Origin of the sequence: Hamadaea sp. NPDC051192 (assembly GCF_040682475.1) — a bacterium.
Classification (GTDB): Bacteria; Actinomycetota; Actinomycetes; order Mycobacteriales; family Micromonosporaceae; genus Hamadaea; species Hamadaea flava.
Genome location: NZ_JBFBAZ010000012.1, coordinates 36,011 through 53,041 on the forward strand (window position 1 = coordinate 36,011; position 17,031 = coordinate 53,041).

Genomic DNA, 17,031 nt, shown 5'->3' on the forward strand with positions numbered 1-17,031 from the left:
AAGTAGCGACAACCGGATAGTTCAGCGCAGGAACCGGTCCTCGGCCTCGTCGGCGGGGACCGGTTCGGCGAACAGGTGGCCCTGCCCGTACGCGCAGCCCAAGCGGACCAGGTGAGCGCGTTGCTCGGCGGTCTCCACCCCTTCGGCGATGAGCCGCAGGCCGAGCTTGTGTCCCATCAGGATGATCGAGTCGACGAGGTCGCCGCTCTTGGCGTCCTGACCCAGCCGCGACACGAACGACTTGTCGATCTTCAAGGCGTCGATGGGCAGCCGGTGCAACGCCTCCAGCGACGAATAGCCGGTGCCGAAGTCGTCGATGTACAGCTCGCAGCCCAGCGCGTGGATCTCCTCGAGGAAGGTCCGGGCCTGCGCGGGGTCCCGCATGACCACGCTCTCGGTCAGTTCCAGCGCGAGCCAGCGCCCCTCGCACCCGGTCTCGCGCAGGCACTCGGTCAGCGTCCCGATCAGCGTCCGGGTCCACAACTGGCGGTGCGACACGTTCACGCTGACCCGCAGGTCCCGGCCCGTCGCCGCCCGCCACGCGGCGAGCCGGCGGCACGAGTCGACGAGGATCTGCTGGCCGATGCCGATGACCAGCCCGGTCTCCTCGGCGATCGGCAGGAAGTCGGCCGGGTCGAGCAGGCCTCGCGTCGGATGCTCCCAGCGGGCGAGCGCCTCGAACCCGTCGATCCGCCCGGTCGGCAGGTGCACGATCGGCTGCACGAAGGTCCGGATCTCCTGCCGTTCCAGTGCCCGGCGCAGCTCCGACTCGACCTGCAAACGGCGGACCGCCTTGGTACGCATCGAGTCGTCGAAGACCGCCTGCGAACCCTTCATCCGGGACTTCGCCGTGTACATCGCGATGTCGGCGTCGCGTACCAGATCCTCGGCGGTCGCGGCGGACGAGTCGCCGAAGGTCACGCCGATGCTCGCGGTCACGACCACGTCGTGGCCCTGCACGTGGAACGGCTCGGCCAGGCTCGTCTGGAGTCGCCGGGCGACGTCGTCGGCGTCGGAGTTCTGCGCGATGTCGTCGAGCAGGATCAAGAACTCGTCCCCGCCGAACCGTGCCGCGGTGTCGGAGTCTCGCAGGTTCTCGTTGATGCGGGCGGCGACCTCGACCAGCAGCCCGTCCCCGGCCGCGTGCCCCAGGCTGTCGTTGACCACCTTGAATCCGTCGACGTCGAGGAACAGCACGGCGAAATGGCGGCCGGGCGTACGCCGGCGTTGGCGGATCGCCTGCCGGAGCCGGTCCAGGAAGAGCGTCCGATTCGGCAGTCCGGTCAGGCCGTCGTAGAGCGCGGCGGCCCGCAACTGCTCCTTGCCCAGCCGCAGATCGCGGACCATCCGGTCGTAGTCCAGCGTGTGCGACAGCAGTGCCGCCCAGTGGTTGACCGGTTCGCGTCCGGTCTCGACCGCGCGTACCGGGGTGTCGGCCACCGCCAGCAGTCCCCAGTCGCTGTCGTCGACCTTCACCGGCACGACGAAGACGATGCCCTCGGCCAGCCCGCCGGCGACGTCGAGCAGGTACGCCGGGGGAAACGCCGTGACGTCCAGCCGCGACGGCAGCTCCGGTGGCGTCCCGCCACGCCGGTACGCCCCGGCGACCTCCAGCGTCGTCCGGTCCCCGGTCCACAGCCCGAGACAGCCGGCCTCGGCGGGCGTACGCGCGAGCCAGCCGAGCCCGCGGGGATCGTCCCGGTGGCCCAGCAGCAGTTCGGTACTCACCTCGTACTGCTGGCTCAGCGTCTTCTGCAGGTAGACGTTGTCGTGGAACAGCGCCCGGCCGTGTGCCTGCATCATCGCCCGCATCAGCGGCCCGGCCGGATCGTCCTGTTCGGACACGGTAGTGACCATGTCCATCAGGATCTCGGGCCGCCCGCTGGCCTGGGCCAGCCGCTGCACCGCGGCGGACAGGCCCGGCACGGTCTCGTGCCCGATCGCGTCGGCGACGGCGGCCACGTCCCGGTCGACGGCCGGCGCGGGAACCTCCGGGGCGACCGGCGCCACCGCCGCCCGCAACTGCTCGGCGACGGTCGCTCCGGCCGGACCCGGTACGCAGCCACACGACTCGCGTACGACCAGCGCCGTCGGCACGTAATGATGGGTGATCGGCTCGCCCGAGCCGTGCAGCAGCCGGGCCAGTTCGGCGATCGCCGTCCGGCCGAGCAGGTGCACCGGCTGCCGCACGGTCGTCAGCGTGGGATCGCCGTACGCCGCGATCCGCTGGTCGTCGAAGCCGATGATGGCCTGGTCCCGAGGCAGGACGAGGCCCTGATCGGTCAGCACGCTCATGATCCCGGCGGCGTTGGCGTCCGTGCCCGCGATGAGCGCCGTCGACGGGATGCCAGCCTCGACCAGCCGCCGCCCGGCCGCCTCGCCGCCCCATTCGTGATTGTCGTCGGCGGCGAAGACGAGCCCGGGATCGACGCCGATGCCGTGCTCATCCAGCGCCTCCCGGTACGCCTCCAGCCGTTCCCGCACGTCGGTCGCGCCGAGGTAACCGGCGAAGGCGATCCGGCGATGCCCGTGCCCGATCAGGTGCGCCACCGCCGCGCGTACGCCCGCCCGGTTGTCCGGCACGATGACCGGGCAGTCCACGTCGGTCACCTCGTCGCCGACGACCACGACCGGCCGCCCGGACTGCTGGACGCTCTTCAGGTACGCCGACCCCACCGCACGCAGGATCACGACCACTCCGGCGACGTGCTCCGCGCCGACGAGGTGGTGGAATTCCGGCGCCCGTTCGATCTCGGTCTGCTCGGTGCCCGCGTCGGTCGTCTGGATCGCGAGGACGTTCGCGCCGAGTTCCCGCCCGGCCCGGGCGATCCCCGTCATGATGCCGCCGAAGTACCACCCGCCGAGAAAGGGCGAGAGCACGCCGAGCGTGAACTCCGTGGACATCAGCGACATGGTATGCCCAAATTGCGGACGACTTAACCCAGGCGCGACCCGGATCGGCGGAAACAGGTGCCCGACATGTCACGCACTGTCACGAAAGGCGTGCGCTGCGCTGTGCGTACCATTTGGTGCGGCCGAGGGTCACGCGGACCCTCGGCCGCACGCGCCTAGGGGTTCTGGGTGAGCAGGTGGGCCTTGAAGCCCTCGCCGAACGTCGCGGTCGCGGTGCCGCTGTAGTCGGTGATGAGCACGTTGCCCGAGCCGCAGCCCCACGGGTTCCAGGTCCAGGCGAGGTAGCCGACGCCGTGCGCGTCCGCCCACGCCATCACCTGGTCGATGTAGTCGTGGGCGCAGGTGTTCTGGCCGATCTCACCCGCGACCACCGGCACCTGCGCGGCGACCGTGCCGATCTGACTGTCCCAGCAGGACGTCGTGACGCAGGCGTTGAAGTTGTACGAGTGCCAGGAGGCCACGATGTTGCCCGCCGGATCGGTCGGCTTGTACGCCAGCCACTGGGTCAGGTCGTTGGTCCAGGTCAACCCGGCGACCATGATGACGTTGACGGCCCCGGTGGCCCGGACCGCGTTGACCAGGCTCTGCATGCCGGCGACCTGGTAGGAGATGCCGGTGCAGGTGCCGCCGTCACGCAGGCACTTCCAGGCGGCGGTGGCGTCGCTCCAGTTGTTGGCGGCGTCCGGGTACGGCTCGTTGAACAGGTCGAACACCACCGCGTTGTTGCCCTTGAACATGGTGGCGAGCTGCGTCCAGAAGGTCGGCGCGTACTGGGCGTCCGGCATCGGCTTCTGGCAGGTCGCGTTCACGTCGGAGCAGGCCGACGAGGTGCCCGTGTAGGTGCCGTGGTTCCAGTGCATCTCGACGATCGGGGTGATGCCGTTGGCCACCAGCAGATCGGCGTACGCCTTCACCGCGGACTGGTAGGTCGAGCCGCTCGGCGTGCCGAAGGTGCCCAGCCAGCAGTCCTCGTTGAGCGGAATGCGCACCGCGTGGATGTTCCAGGCCTTCATCGCGTCGACGCTGGCCTGGTCCGGGGTGGCGCTGTCCCACATGCCCTTGCCCTGCACGCAGGCGAACTCGGCGCTGGCCCGGTTGACCCCCAGCAGCCGATAGGTCGCGCCGCTCGCGGTCAGGATCTTGTTGCCGGACACGTGCAGCGCCGGGGCGGCCGTCCCGCTGGTGCCGGTGACCGTGATGGAGATCGGCGTGGTGGTCGTGGTGGCCCCGAGGTTGTCCACCGCTCGCGCGCTCACCGAATAGCTGCCGGCCGCCACGTTCGTCCACGAGTACGCGTACGGGGACGTGGTGTCCGAGCCGATCACCGTGGAGCCGTTGAGGAAGTCGACCCGGGCGACAGAGCCGTCCGGGTCGCTCGCCGTCGCGGCGAAGTTGACGGTCGCCGGGGCGGTGAACGTCTGACCCGCTGTCGGGCTGGTCAAGCTCGCGCTCGGCGACTGGTTTGTCCCCGGGCTCGTGCTCGGGCTGGTGCTCGGGCTCGGTGACGTGGTGCTCCCGGTGCAGGCGACGCCGTTGAGGGCGAAGTCGGTCGGCTGCGGGAACGGGCTCGGCGGGGTGGCACCGGACGTGGTCCGGGTCCAGTTCCCCTGCAAGCCGACGCTGGCGTTGGTCTGGTTGGTGCCGATCGCCCCGTTCCACCCCGCGTCGGTCGCGGTGATCGCGGTCGTCCCGGTGAAGGTCGCGTTCCAGCCACTGGTACGCGTGTGGCCGCTCGGCAGCGTGAAGGTCAGCGTCCAATGCGAGATCGGGTCGCCGAGATTGGTGATGGACAGGGTGGTGGTGAAACCGCCCGAGGTCGGCGTCGACTGCCAGGCGTTCGTGTTGGCGTACGCGACCGTGCAACCCGCCGCGGCCTGCGCCACGCTGGGCAGCAGTACGCCGGCCGCCAGGCTGGTCACCGCGGCCGCGGTCGCGGCGACGATGGTGGACCACCGTTTCATGGAGTCACCCCATATCGAAATACGTATGTGGGAGCGCTCCCATTATTGCGGCGCTGTTTCGTCTGTCAAGAGGCGATCTCTTCGTCCCTGCTCGGCGGCGCTTCTATGCGCTGGATCAGCCCGCTCGCCCGCGTTTTTGGCGCTGGGTCAGCCCGCTCGCCGGGCGTTCTTGGCGCTGGATCAGCCCGCTCGCTGGCGGTTTTGGCGCTGGATCAGGGTTCCAAGTCGAATCTTGACCCAAGATTCGACCCGGAACCCTGATCCAGCGGTTGCGGCAAAGGCCGGGGCGGGCGGGGCGAGCGGCTAAGGGCGGGTGAGGTCGAGGCGCGGGGCGACGAGTTCGGCGAACTGCTCGGTGAACTCGACCGGGTGCCGGTCGGGCATCACCTGGATCTCGGTCGCGCCCAGGTCGGCGTACGCCGCCGCCTCGGCCACGAAGGCGTCCACGTCGGCCAGCGGCGCTCGGGTCATCAGGACGGTCTTGGCGATCGCGTCGTAGTCCCGGCCTTCGGCGTCGCAGTGCCGCCGCAGCACGTCGAACTTGTGCGCGACCGCGTCCGGGCCGACCCCGAAGATGTTGCAGGCGTCGGCGTACCGGGCGGCCAGGCGCAGCGTCTTCTGTTCGCCGCCGCCACCGATCAGGATCGGCGGATGCGGCCGCCGCAGCGGCGCCGGTACGCACAGCGTCTCGGCGAGCTGGTAGTGCTTGCCCTCGAATGGGCCGTCGTCGTCGCTCCAGAACTGGAGGCAGATCCGCAGGGTCTCCTCCAGCCGCTCGAACCGCTCGGCGACCGGCACCACCGGTACGCCCAGCGCCGCCTGCTCGCGCTCGTACCAGGACGCGCCCAGCCCGAGCCGGGCCCGCCCGCCGGAGAGCACGTCCAGCGTCGTCACGATCTTCGCGAGGACCCCGGGATTGCGGTACATGACGCCGGTGACCAGCAGGCCGAGGGTCATGCGCTCGGTGATCGCGGCGAGGTAGCCGAGCGTCGTGTAGCCCTCGAGCATCGGCTCCCCGGCCGTGCTGGTCGCCGTCTGCATCTGGAAGAAGTGATCCATCACCGTGAACGACGAGAACCCGGCCTCCTCGGCCAGCCGGGCGGTCCGCGCCAGCGTGGGCGCGATCGCCTCCGGTTCGGCCGGGACGGAGTAGTTCCAGTAGTGAAGGCCGAGCCTCATCGTGTCACCTGCCACTTCGCTAGTACTGCATCACGCAGTACACGACGGTCGGATGGGTGAACCGGTACCACCGGTTCCACTTGTAGTTTTTCGTACACCGGTCGCCGTTGGAGGCACCCGGCACGATGTCGATGACGTGAACAGTGCCTTTCGCTTTGCACTTCGACGCCGCGACCACCCAGCCGGACCCCTTGGGGAACTTGTAGCAGTAGGTCTCGACGAGGTAGAGCGCCAGGCAGAGCCGGTAGCCCTCGACCGTGATGTACGGCGACTGCGGGTCGGTGCAGGTGCCCTGCGAGTAGTCGGTGGACAGCACCTTGTAGGTGCCCCGGCTGCCGTTGCAGTTGCCGATCCCGAGGAAGCTGCCCGACTCGTCGACGGAGATGCAGTCGCCGACGTCGACCGGCGACGGCGGGGGAGCGGCCTCGGTCGTCTCCACCACGGTGGGCGGCGAGTACGAGTCGGACGGATACGGGTAGCTCGACTCATACGACGGCGAGGTCGAGGAGTGGGAGACCGGTTCGCTCTTGTCCCGCAGAAGGAACCAGCCGCCGACGCCGACGCAGCCGCCGACCAGGCAGAGCGCGAGGATGCCGCCGACGATGCCGAAGACCAGGCCCGTCTTGCCCTTCTTGGGCGGCGGGGCCGGCGGGCCGATCGGGGCGCCGGGCGGCACCGGCGGACCCAGCGGCGGAACGGGCGCACCCGTGCTGAGCGTGGGATATACGGCAGTCGGATCCGTGCCCGGCGGGTTCATCGGAGAACCCGGATACGCCGACGACGGCGGCTGCTGATAGCCGGGCTGGTTCCACTCCGGAGGCTGGTTCCACTCCGGATAGCCAGGCTGATTCGGCGGAGGGGGTGTGGTCACCCGCCGAGTGTCACACAGGTGATCCACAGCTCGCCAACCGCCGGAGGGCGGGGCGACCGTCTGGCCGCCCCGCCCTCGTTCATCTATCGGTTAGGCGACTGATCACGCGACACAGGGGTTGCCGCCGGGGTGCAGCGCCGTGCCGTGGACGTCGGCCGTCGACTCGGCGAGCACCACGTCGGTCAGCAGCGTGTCGAGCACGACCGCCTGCTGCGTGATGCTGGTGCCGGTGGTCGTCGTGCCGTTGAGCTTCAGCGATCCGACGACGAGTGGGATCGTCAGCGGAGCGCTGCCGACCGTCACCGTGACACCGTTGATCTTCAGCGAGGAGATCGACGACGAGCCCGAGTAGGTCGGCACGAGGCCGCTCGGCCCGGCGGTGCAGGTCACCGAGGCCGACGACTGGATGACGCCCAGCTCGATGGTGACCAGACCACCCACGGTGATCTTCGTGGACTCGATCTTCGCGGTGGACGCGGCCTTGTCACCGAGCACCGGGACGATGTTCTGGTTGTCCGGCGACAGGTCGGTGGTCGCGGTGATCACCTTGGCGTCGACGTTCACCAGACCGGTGGTCAGGTTGACGCTGGCCACGGTGTCGCTGTCGTCCACACACGGCAGGTCGGCCGGGTTGGCCTTGCCCGCCTTGAGACCGGCCAGGTTCAGTGCGGTCCCCGAGCAGGAGAACACGCCGTTGCGGTCCTGGTCGACGATCGTGCCGACGCCGGTCGGGTCGATCAGCGCCGCCCCGGTCGGAGCGGACAGCGTCACCGTGAAGGTCTCGTTGTTCTCGTCGATCGTGTCGTTGACGATCGGGACCGTGACCTGCTTACTGGTCTGCCCGGCGGCGAAGGAGACGACACCGCTGGTGGCGGCGTAGTCGGCCGGGGCCGTCGCGGTCCCGTTGCTGGTGGCGAAGCTCGCGCTCACGGGGAACGGAGCCGGCGCCGACAGCGACACGGTGAAGGTGGCGTTCCCAGCGTTCTCGTTGACGGAGACGTCGTTGATGCTCAGGCCCGGCACCACGACCGTCAGGTTCTGCACGAAGCCGCGGCTCGTGCCGTCGATGAGGAAGTCCACCGCGCAGTGGTGCGTACCGGCGGCGGCGTTGGCCGCCACGTTCACCGTCTCGGTGAAGTGCGCGTCGTCACCGCTGGTCACGACCTCGCTGCCCGGGTTGAAGGACAGCGACAGCGGCGGGCCGCAGCCGAACGGCGTCGGGGTCACGGTCACCTTGATCGCCTGGATGCCGGCGAGGATGGCTTCCGAGACCTGGTCCGATGGCACGTTGTTGAGCAGTACGCCGCCGGTCGCGTTCACGATGTCGGTGAACTGGCCGCTGGCGTCGAGGTTGCCCACGTTCACCGCGACGACCCGGACGTTCGCCGCCTGCAGCGCCGAGATCGTCTGGGCGAGCGAGTGGCCGTTGCTCGGGTCCTGCGACGGCGCGTCACCGAAGATGACGATGATGCGCGTGCCGTCCGGCCGGAACGTGACCGCCCCGGTGGACAGCTCGTACAGGGCGTTCAGGTCCGCCTCGGGGAAGTCGCAGCCACCGCCGGCGCTCCAGAGGTTGATCCCGGCCTGCACCGCCGCCGCGTCCGAGGTGATCGCCTGATCCACCTTGAACGGCACCGCGTCGCAGTTGAAGTCCTTGTACTCCGCGACTCCGAACTGTGCGGTCGGCTGGGCCGAGCTGATCGTCGAGAGCACGCCGGCGGCGTTGGTGCGGACGTCGCCGATGGCGGCGCCCATGCTGCCGGTGGTGTCGGCCAAGAAGACGATGTCCGGCTTGGGCGGCACCGTCGGCGTGTGAACGGTCTTGGCGATGTCCGCCGTGCCGCCGGGCGGCAGGGTCAGCGTGACGTTGGCAGGTTCGACTCCGGGTTCGGTCGCCGCGGCCGGGGTGGCCGCGAAGCTGAGGCCGGAGGCGAATGTCGCCAGCGCAGCGAGTGCGATACCCGTACGCAGACGTCCGGACCGCCGTCGGTCGGTCAGGAACATGGTCGCTCCTTTCGCGGGCAGCCGTCATCGGCATCGTCATTCGAATCGCCGTGACGATCCCGATGCGACGGCCAGTGGGGTTGGATGACCACAGTCAAGTAAATGAATTAGGTGCCATCAACTCTTGACTATCCCCAATGGCTGTGCCGAATGATCTCCGTACGCTCAAGGACCGTCCCCAGTGGAGCGGATTGGACGGTGAATGGGTGACCGATCGGCCGATCCGACGGGAGTGGCCGGCCCGGGCTCATGCCCTGTCACGTGAGAATCCCACGCGATTCATGTCCCTCTGTCGGTACTCCGACAATGCCGTGTCTATTGTGGTCCTAGCCCGGTAGTCGGGACTCAGCGGTCCGGACTACCGGGGTCGGACTCAGCAGCCCGGACTCAGCGGCCCGGACTCAGCGGTCGGTGACGATTCCCTCGGCGCGTACGCCGGGATCGGCGGCGAGCCGCAGCCGATAGGTCGTGCCGGCGCGCAGCCCGGTCCAGCACCAGACGTGCCACCCGCCGTCGCCCGGCCAGGCCGCCTCGATCGGGTCGTACCCCGTGCCCTCGACGGCGACGGTCGCCGGTCCCGAGGTGCTGAGCAGGGCGCAGGCCTGGCCGGTAGCGGTCACGAAGGCGGCCGCGTCGGCCGCGTACGCGACGGGCAGCGCTCGCACGTCGGCCGGGGTTCCGGCGTCGACGGACCGGTTCAGCGGCTCGACGGCGGTCAGGGCGACGGCGGTGGCCCGGCCCGCCGCGCGCGCCTCGCGATCCGCGTCGGCGGCCGCCGACGCCCGATTTCCGGCCTGCTCGGCCGTTGCCCGCGCGGTCACCGCGATCGTCACCACGACCGCCGCCAGCAGCGCGAGACCGATCTTCCTCGCAAACGTGTGCGTCACCGTTCCTCCCCAGGATCGCGCGCTCACGTCTCTCGAACGCGCGTACTAATATCCTTTCACGACAGTTACCCTTCGTCAACGTTTTTGACGCCGGCGCGGACCTGAGTGATTCGGCGTTCACGCTGCTCAGGGTCTATGACGCGATAGGAGATATGCCACAGTGCGATCACGACGAGGATCGCCGCGACCGCCCAGCCCGGCAGCGGGCTGCCGAACGCGCCGAGCAGCAAGGTGAAGGCGACGGCGGGGACGCCCCAGCCGAACACCCAGCGCACCGGCACGCCGCCGCGCGCCCCGGTGATCGTGGCGACGAGGAAGTAGAACGCCGCACCGCCGCAGAGCACCCAGCGGTCGGCCGCCGGCAGATGCTCGCCGGGATGAGCCGCGATCAGGCCGAGCCCGGCAGACATGGCGACGATCGCGCCGGTCATGACGTAGTGCGCGGGGAGGGTGAGCCGGAGCGCGAAAGTCCGGGCGCCGTAGTTGGGCAGTGAGCTGGAGCCGTATTGCAAGGTGAGGTACCAGATCGCGACGAGCAGCCCGAATCCGGCGATCACCGACAGCCATAGCGCGCGGTCCCACTCCGGTACGCCGGCCGCCGCGGAGACCAGCTGGGCGACGGCCTCGCCGAGCACGATGATGACGAACAGGCCGAGCCGCTCGCCGAGGTGGGGCGCGTTCGGCCGGGCCGCCTGGATGTCGGGCAGCTCCGGCACCCGCACCGGCCGCCGCCGGACGTTGCGCGCCATCCGGCGCAGCCAGACCTCCCGCTGCTTCTGCTGTTCGCGCTGCTCGGCGGCGATCTGCTTGTCCGGGTCGAGGGACAGGACGAAGGAGGTGACGATGTCGAGCACGACCCCGGCGAGCCACAGGTAGTACCGCGAATCGGCCAGCCACAGCGACACGATCCACGGGATCACGCCGTTGCCCTGGCGGGCCGCCGGCCAGTCGGTCGGGACCAGGTTCGATCGCTTCCAGGTGAACGCGGCCAGGATCCGGCACCCCACGTACGCCAGCACGAACACCCGGTAGTCGTCGCCGGGCCCGTGAACGGCGTGCGGGATCGCCGCGGCCATGACGGCGATGCCGAACATCGCGACCAGGATCGGCCGCTGGCTGACCCGGTCCGCGCGCACGTTGGCGTACAGGCTGAACGAGGTCCAGACGCTCCACATGGCGTAGTAGAGGATCGCGAAGACGCCGACCTGCTTGAGGCTCAGATCCTCGTGCAGCAGATGGGCCAGCTGGGCGACGGCCGCCACGATGACGAGATCGAAGAAGAGCTCAAGCCAGGTGGCGTGCCGTTCCTCGACGGCGGCGGGGTTGGACATGATCGGAACTATCTCACCAGCCCGTTCTGGCGACCGGGGCGGATCATGTGAAAAGTCTTAACGGTCAATGTCGCCTAGTTCGTTAATCAATTACGGTGACAGCTTCCGATAGAAGGGAAACCGTTATGGCACACCGGATTCGGCTCGCCCTCGCCGGCGCCACGCTCGCCCTCGGCGCCGCGACGCTCACCGCCGCGCCCGCCCACGCGGCGAGCCTGGTGACCTGCGAGAGCGAAGGCGGCTACTACGACTGCTACCTGCCCAGTGGGTACTACGGCCAGGTCTGGTACTACGACGGCGTACACGTCGCCGGGACCGACGGCTACAGCTCCATCGGCGGCTCCTGCGTCGTCGGCACCAAGCACAGCGTCCGCGTGACCTTCGACGGCGGCGGCCGGTCGAGCACCTCGTTCACCTGCGCGGCCTGACGCCCGCTGTCTTTCCCTGCAGATCAGGGATATGCGGCCTTCCGGAGGCTCGGGAAGCATGCATATCCCTGATCTGCAACCAAAGGAAGCAACCAAAGAGAGCGGCGTTGACATCGAAGGAGCGGCATACCACGCTGTGGGAGCGCTTCCACTCCACGGGAGCGAACGCCCGCTACGGGCGAACTCGTGAAGAGCCCACAACCCGAAGGACGCCCGACGATGAGAAAGAGCCGCATCGCCCTGCTGGCCCTGACGCTGGCAGCGGCAAACCTCGCCGTCCCCACCGGACCCGCGACCGCCGAGGCCGCCCCGGTGACGGTGACCGTCAACGCCCGAGCCGGCCTCGACAACGTCAGCGACGCCGCGTACGGCGTCAACCACGCGGTCTGGGACACCGCCCTCGGCACGAACGCCGTCGCCGACCTCCTCAAGGACGCCGGTACGCAGATCATGCGCTACCCCGGGGGATCCTATTCGGACATCTACCACTGGAAGACCAACACCGCGCCGGGCGGCTACGTCGCCCCCGACACCGACTTCGACCACTTCATGGCCGGTGTCCAGCGGGCGAACGCGCAGGCGATGGTGATCGCCAACTACGGCACCGGTACGCCGGAGGAAGCCGCGGAATGGGTGCACTACGCCAACGTCGAGAAGAACTACGGCGTGAAGTACTGGGAGATCGGCAACGAGCTGTACGGCAACGGCCACTACGGCTCGAACTGGGAGGCCGACGACCACGCCGACAAGAGCCCGGCCGGCTACGCGACCGTCGTCAAGCAGTACGCCCAGGCGATGAAGGCGGTCGACCCGACCGTCAAGATCGGCGTCGTGCTGACCACGCCGGGCAACTGGCCGGACGGGATCGTCGCCGGTGGTGACGCCGGAACCTGGAACCAGGTCGTCCTCCAGATCGCCGGGCCGAGCGTCGACTTCGCCATCCTGCACTGGTACCCAGGCGGTTCGAACGGTCCGGAAGCGCTGTCGAAGACCGCGCAGGTGACCGACGCGGTGTGGCTGGCTCGCCAGCAGATCACCAAGTACGCCGGGAAGAACCTGGGCATCGCGCTCACCGAGATCAACACCGGTTACGGTCAGAACACCCAGCCGGGCGCGTTGTTCGCCGCGGACGCGTACGCGAGTCTCACGGCCGCCGGGGTGTTCAGCGTCGACTGGTGGAACGTCCACAACGGAATCGGCACGGTGTCGACGGTGGCGGGCCACACCGACTACGGCGACTTCGGCATGCTCTCCAGCGCCAACTGCACCGCCGACGGCACCGTCTGCCAGCCCGCCTTCAACACCCCGTTCGGCCCGTACTTCGGGCTCTCGCTCGCCTCGAAGTTCGCCCCGGCCGGCGCCCAGCTCGTCCGGGCCGCCGCGAGCGACCCGCTGGTCAAGACGCACGCCGCCCGTAAGCCCAACGGCGACCTGTCGGTCCTGCTCATCAACGAGGACGAGGCGAACGCCAAGTCGGTAACGCTGAGCTACGCCGGTTACTCGCCGGCCACCACCGCACAGGTGGCCAGCTACGGCAACGGCGACACCGCGATCACCACCGCCAGCGGCACGGCAACCTCGGTCACCCTCGCGCCGTACTCGCTGACCGTGCTCACCCTGCACCCGACCGCCGCGGTCACCGGCCCCGCGCAGCCCGGTCGCCCGGTCGCGTCCGGCGTGACGGCCACCGACGCCACGCTGAGCTGGCCCGCCGGGACCGCGGGGCTCAAGTACGAGGTCCACCGGCAGAACGGCACCATCACCGAACAGTGGGGCGAGACCACCGGCACCAGCTTCACCGTCCACAACCTCACGCCCGGCACGCGCTACACGGCCAACGTGATCGCGCGTGACGGTGCCGGCAAGGTCTCGTGGGCCTCCCCGCCCGTGACATTCCAGACTGGTACGCCCAGCGCAGCGCCCTGTGCGGTGACGTTCGCGGACGTCAACGACTGGGGCAACGGTTATGTCGGCAGCGTGGACATCACGAACACCGGCACGAACCCGATCGACACCTGGAACCTCGCCTTCACCTGGCCGACCGCGTGGCAGCAGGTCAGCGGCGGCTGGAACGGCACCTGGACGTCGACCGGAGCCGCCGTACGCGTGTCGAACGCCGACTTCAACCGCACGATCGCGCCCGGCGCGACGGTCAACGTCGGCTTCGTCGGGGCGTACCAGGGGCCGAACGTCCTCCCGGCGTTGTTCACGCTGAACGGCGCCCTCTGCACCACCCGGTAACCGAACCGTTGGGCCGGGGCGACAGCCCCGGCCCACCCTCGCCACGCCTGTCTAAGGTGGATGTATCTCCGGACACATCGGATCGCCAAGGAGGGCGGCCCATGGGCGTCGACGACGAACTTCGGCTCCGTCATCTCGCCGACGTTCAAGCCACGATCTCGCGACTCTCCCAGAACTCCTTCGCGGTTCGCGGCTGGGCGGTGACGCTGGTGTCGTTCGTCCTCGCGATCCTCGGGACCCGTGCACAGGGCCCGTCGGCGGTCATCCTCGGCGTGATACCCATCGCGGTCATCTTCTGGTTTCTCGACGCCTACTACCTGCGGCAGGAACGCCTCTTCCGCCGCCTGTACACGGCGGTCGGGTCGAGCATCGCGGCGGACGAACGTGGTGAGCCGGAACAGCCTGCCGTGCCGTTGTTCGACATGTCCGTGGATGCGTACTCGGCCGACGCGCCCAGTCTGATCGCCACTCTCCTCACTTGGCACGTCGTGGCGATCCCGGGCATTCTCAGCACGGTGGCCTGCATATACGCCGCGCTTGTCGCTTGACGTGAGTGCACTGTTCCGGCCTGGCGGACGGCATAGGATCGCGTCATGGGAACGGAGATCGAACGCAAGTTCCTGCTCGCCTCGGACGCCTGGCGGTCCTCGGTCGAGCGGTCCATCTCCATGGTGCAGGTCTATCTGGCGTACACCCCGCAATCCCAGGTACGCCTGCGTCGCACCGGCGACAAGGCGTACCTGACGGTGAAAGGCGCGAAGACCGGGATCTCCCGTGCGGAGATCGAGACCGAGGTGCCGCCGTCGTTCGCCGACGAGATCCTCGAAGCCGGGCTCTACGCCCTGAGCCCGGTCGTGAAGACCCGCCACCTCGTCCCGGTGGCCGGCCACGTCTTCGAGATCGACGAGTACGCGGAGGCCAACGCCGGGCTGGTGGTCGCCGAGCTGGAACTGCCGGCCGAGGACACCCCGCATCCGCGCCCGGACTGGCTGGGGGAGCAGATCAGCGACGATCCCCGGTACGCCAACCTCGCTCTCGCCGAATCCCCGTTCACCACTTGGCGCTGAGCCGACGGGAGTCAGCGCGACGGCGGCGGGCCGGTGCTTCCGCGGACGACCAGACGCGTTGGAACGAGCGTCGTGCCGGTCTCGTGTTCGGCGCGCTCGATCTGCCGCAGCACGCCTTGGACGCAGCGCCGGCCGACTTCGGCGAAGTCCTGGTGGACCGTGGTCAGCGGCGGGATGAAGGAGTTCGCCTCGGGGATGTCGTCGAAGCCGACGACGCTGACGTCCTCGGGGATCGACTTGCCCCGTTCGTGGAGCGCGCGCAGGATGCCGAGCGCCATCTGGTCGTTGGCGGCGAAGACCGCCGTGCAGCCGGGTTCCTCGGCCAGGCGGAGCCCGGCCTGGTAGCCGGATTCGGCCGACCAGTCGCCGGACAGCGGCGGAGGCACGGGGCGGCCGGCGGCTTCCAGCGTCTGCCGCCAGGCGAGCGCCCGGCGGTTGCTGGCGAAGGACTCCTCCGGGCCGGTGACGTGCCACACAGTGTGGTGCCCGAGGTCGAGCAGGTGCGAGACGGCTTGCCGGGTGCCGTCGGCCTGGTCGGTGTCGACCACGCTGTAGAGGTTGCCCGCGTCCGAGTCGGCCACGACGACCTGCACGTTGGGCGGCAACGTCACGGTGGCCGTGTCGAGCAGGTGGACTTCCATGATCACGATGATCCCGTCCACGGCCAGCTCGCCGAGCCGGGTGAACGCCCCGAGGACACTGTCCTGCGTGGGCACCGCGACCGGGATCAGCGTGATCGCGTACCCCTCGTGGGCGGCGTGGGTGGCGATGGCCTCGAGCGTGCGGCTGTTGCCGGTGCTGGCCAGTGAGAAGAGAATCACGCCGATGGTCCGGAAGGCCCCGCGCTTGAGCGCGCGGGCCGCGCTGTTGGGCCGGTAGCCCAACTCGCGCATGACCGTGAGGACCTGCTCGCGGGTGGTGTCGACGACGCCGGGGCTGCCGTTGGAAACGCGGGAGACGGTCTGGGACGACACCCCGGCGACGCGCGCGACATCAGCCATCGACACCCGCCGTGGGTTTGCCATCGCCCTCCGCCCTCCCGTAACGAATCCGAAACCCGCGCTTGACGTGCCGGGTGGCCCGGTGACAGTATCACCGCGCCGATGTTTACGTAAACATCCAGCAAGGTCACAGGATGAAACTCCAGGCGGCGCGCTATGTTTACGTAAACATCATCGATCTAGCGGCGAAGTCTGAGAAGGAGGAGGACATGGCGGTCCTCGCGCCTCCCGCGATCCAACGCTCCGGTCCACCCAGCCGGTCCGGGTCGGCTAGGCGACGCCGAAGCTGGACGGGATGGGCGTTCGTCGGCCCATTCATGGCGGTCTTCGCCTTCGTCTTCCTCGCGCCGATCGCGTACGCGATCTATCTGAGCTTCTTCCGCACGAAGCTCATCGGCGGGACGAGCTTCGTCGGGCTGGAGAACTTCCAGAACATCTTCACCGACGCGCAGTTCTGGTCCTCGTTCGGCCGGGTCGCCCTGTTCCTCTGTGTCCAGGTGCCGATCATGCTGTTCCTGTCGCTGCTCGTGGCGCTGGCGATCGACAGCGGCCGGCTCTACGGCAAGTCGTTCTTCCGCGTGACGATCTTCATGCCGTACGCCGTCCCCGCCGTCGTCGCGACGCTGATGTGGGGCTTCATGTACGGCCCGCAGTTCGGCCTCGTCGGCAGCATCAACGACGCGTTCGGCTGGTCGCTGCCCAACCCGCTCGGTCCCGACTGGCTGCTGGCCTCCATCGGCAACATCGTGACCTGGGAATTCGTCGGCTACAACATGCTGATCTTCTACAGCGCGCTGCAGGTCATCCCGCGCACGCTGTACGAGGCGGCCGAGCTGGACGGCGCCGGCCAGTTCCGGGTCATCCGCTCGATCAAGCTGCCCGGCATCCGTGGCGCGCTGCTGATCGCGACGATCTTCTCGATCATCGGGACCTTCCAGCTCTTCAACGAGCCCGCGATCCTCAAGACCCTCGCGCCGAACGTGATCACCACGTACTACACGCCCAACATGTACGCGTACTCGCTGTCCTTCGCCGGCCAGCAGTTCAACTACTCAGCCGCCGTCGCGATCGTCATGGCGCTGCTGACCGCCATCGTCGCGTACGCCGTCCAACTTCGCGGCCTGCGGAAGGAGCGCCAGTCGTGACGA

At 68.9% G+C, this 17,031-nt stretch carries 13 protein-coding genes; 5 read left to right on the plus strand and 8 right to left on the minus strand.

The window, feature by feature from the left end:
* Positions 1-21 precede the first annotated feature (21 nt).
* The 7 genes from AB0M47_RS07770 to AB0M47_RS07800 all read right to left on the minus strand — a co-directional run bounded on the left by AB0M47_RS07770 (position 22) and on the right by AB0M47_RS07800 (position 11,146).
* Entirely contained in the window at positions 22-2,904 is a 2,883-nt protein-coding gene (locus AB0M47_RS07770) for an EAL domain-containing protein (RefSeq protein WP_363410105.1), read from the minus strand.
* 164 nt (positions 2,905-3,068) lie between these two features.
* Entirely contained in the window at positions 3,069-4,874 is a 1,806-nt protein-coding gene (locus AB0M47_RS07775) for a cellulase family glycosylhydrolase (RefSeq protein WP_363410108.1), read from the minus strand.
* Positions 4,875-5,177: 303 nt separating this feature from the next.
* The gene (locus AB0M47_RS07780) at positions 5,178-6,053 is read right to left on the minus strand and encodes an LLM class F420-dependent oxidoreductase (RefSeq protein ID WP_363410111.1); all 876 of its coding nucleotides are present in this window, start codon (positions 6,051-6,053) and stop codon (positions 5,178-5,180) included.
* Between the two features lie 19 nt (positions 6,054-6,072).
* Positions 6,073-6,924, minus strand: coding sequence for a hypothetical protein (locus AB0M47_RS07785; RefSeq protein WP_363410114.1), 852 nt, complete (start codon positions 6,922-6,924; stop codon positions 6,073-6,075).
* Positions 6,925-7,026: 102 nt separating this feature from the next.
* Positions 7,027-8,928 (minus strand): Calx-beta domain-containing protein, encoded by a 1,902-nt coding sequence (locus tag AB0M47_RS07790; RefSeq protein WP_363410117.1) that lies wholly within the window; start codon positions 8,926-8,928, stop codon positions 7,027-7,029.
* Between the two features lie 401 nt (positions 8,929-9,329).
* A complete protein-coding gene (locus tag AB0M47_RS07795) occupies positions 9,330-9,815 on the minus strand; it encodes a hypothetical protein (RefSeq protein ID WP_363410120.1) in 486 nt (161 codons plus the stop codon).
* A gap of 65 nt (positions 9,816-9,880) precedes the next feature.
* A complete protein-coding gene (locus AB0M47_RS07800; RefSeq protein ID WP_363410123.1) occupies positions 9,881-11,146 on the minus strand; it encodes a low temperature requirement protein A in 1,266 nt (421 codons plus the stop codon).
* 125 nt (positions 11,147-11,271) lie between these two features.
* Here AB0M47_RS07800 and AB0M47_RS07805 point away from each other — a divergent pair, with 125 nt between their 5' ends.
* The 4 genes from AB0M47_RS07805 to AB0M47_RS07820 all read left to right on the plus strand — a co-directional run bounded on the left by AB0M47_RS07805 (position 11,272) and on the right by AB0M47_RS07820 (position 14,882).
* Positions 11,272-11,574: a hypothetical protein gene (locus AB0M47_RS07805; protein WP_363410126.1), complete on the plus strand. Its 303-nt coding sequence runs from the start codon at positions 11,272-11,274 to the stop codon at positions 11,572-11,574.
* Between the two features lie 219 nt (positions 11,575-11,793).
* Positions 11,794-13,815 carry a cellulose binding domain-containing protein gene (locus AB0M47_RS07810; protein ID WP_363410129.1) on the plus strand — a complete coding sequence of 674 codons (2,022 nt, stop codon included), beginning with the start codon at positions 11,794-11,796 and terminating at the stop codon, positions 13,813-13,815.
* Positions 13,816-13,916: 101 nt separating this feature from the next.
* Positions 13,917-14,363 carry a hypothetical protein gene (locus AB0M47_RS07815; protein WP_363410132.1) on the plus strand — a complete coding sequence of 149 codons (447 nt, stop codon included), beginning with the start codon at positions 13,917-13,919 and terminating at the stop codon, positions 14,361-14,363.
* A 45-nt stretch (positions 14,364-14,408) separates the two neighbouring features.
* Complete coding sequence (locus tag AB0M47_RS07820; RefSeq protein WP_363410135.1) at positions 14,409-14,882, plus strand: CYTH domain-containing protein; 474 nt, start codon at positions 14,409-14,411, stop codon at positions 14,880-14,882.
* Positions 14,883-14,893: 11 nt separating this feature from the next.
* On the opposite strand, the gene AB0M47_RS07825 is transcribed toward AB0M47_RS07820, so the two are convergent.
* Positions 14,894-15,883, minus strand: a complete 990-nt coding sequence (locus AB0M47_RS07825) for a LacI family DNA-binding transcriptional regulator (protein ID WP_363410138.1) — start codon at positions 15,881-15,883, stop codon at positions 14,894-14,896.
* Between the two features lie 209 nt (positions 15,884-16,092).
* Here AB0M47_RS07825 and AB0M47_RS07830 point away from each other — a divergent pair, with 209 nt between their 5' ends.
* Positions 16,093-17,028 (plus strand): sugar ABC transporter permease, encoded by a 936-nt coding sequence (locus AB0M47_RS07830; protein ID WP_363410141.1) that lies wholly within the window; start codon positions 16,093-16,095, stop codon positions 17,026-17,028.
* The last annotated feature ends 3 nt before the right edge of the window (positions 17,029-17,031 follow it).

Bases quoted from the DNA above. Each gene is read 5' to 3' on its own strand.
- AB0M47_RS07810 (WP_363410129.1), top strand. From the start codon at position 11,794: ATGAGAAAGAGCCGCATCGCCCTGCTGGCCCTGACGCTGGCAGCGGCA.
- AB0M47_RS07770 (WP_363410105.1), bottom strand. From the start codon at position 2,904: ATGTCCACGGAGTTCACGCTCGGCGTGCTCTCGCCCTTTCTCGGCGGG.
- AB0M47_RS07815 (WP_363410132.1), top strand. From the start codon at position 13,917: ATGGGCGTCGACGACGAACTTCGGCTCCGTCATCTCGCCGACGTTCAA.
- AB0M47_RS07805 (WP_363410126.1), top strand. From the start codon at position 11,272: ATGGCACACCGGATTCGGCTCGCCCTCGCCGGCGCCACGCTCGCCCTC.
- AB0M47_RS07780 (WP_363410111.1), bottom strand. From the start codon at position 6,053: ATGAGGCTCGGCCTTCACTACTGGAACTACTCCGTCCCGGCCGAACCG.
- AB0M47_RS07800 (WP_363410123.1), bottom strand. From the start codon at position 11,146: ATGTCCAACCCCGCCGCCGTCGAGGAACGGCACGCCACCTGGCTTGAG.
- AB0M47_RS07825 (WP_363410138.1), bottom strand. From the start codon at position 15,883: ATGGCTGATGTCGCGCGCGTCGCCGGGGTGTCGTCCCAGACCGTCTCC.
- AB0M47_RS07820 (WP_363410135.1), top strand. From the start codon at position 14,409: ATGGGAACGGAGATCGAACGCAAGTTCCTGCTCGCCTCGGACGCCTGG.
- AB0M47_RS07775 (WP_363410108.1), bottom strand. From the start codon at position 4,874: ATGAAACGGTGGTCCACCATCGTCGCCGCGACCGCGGCCGCGGTGACC.
- AB0M47_RS07790 (WP_363410117.1), bottom strand. From the start codon at position 8,928: ATGTTCCTGACCGACCGACGGCGGTCCGGACGTCTGCGTACGGGTATC.
- AB0M47_RS07830 (WP_363410141.1), top strand. From the start codon at position 16,093: ATGGCGGTCCTCGCGCCTCCCGCGATCCAACGCTCCGGTCCACCCAGC.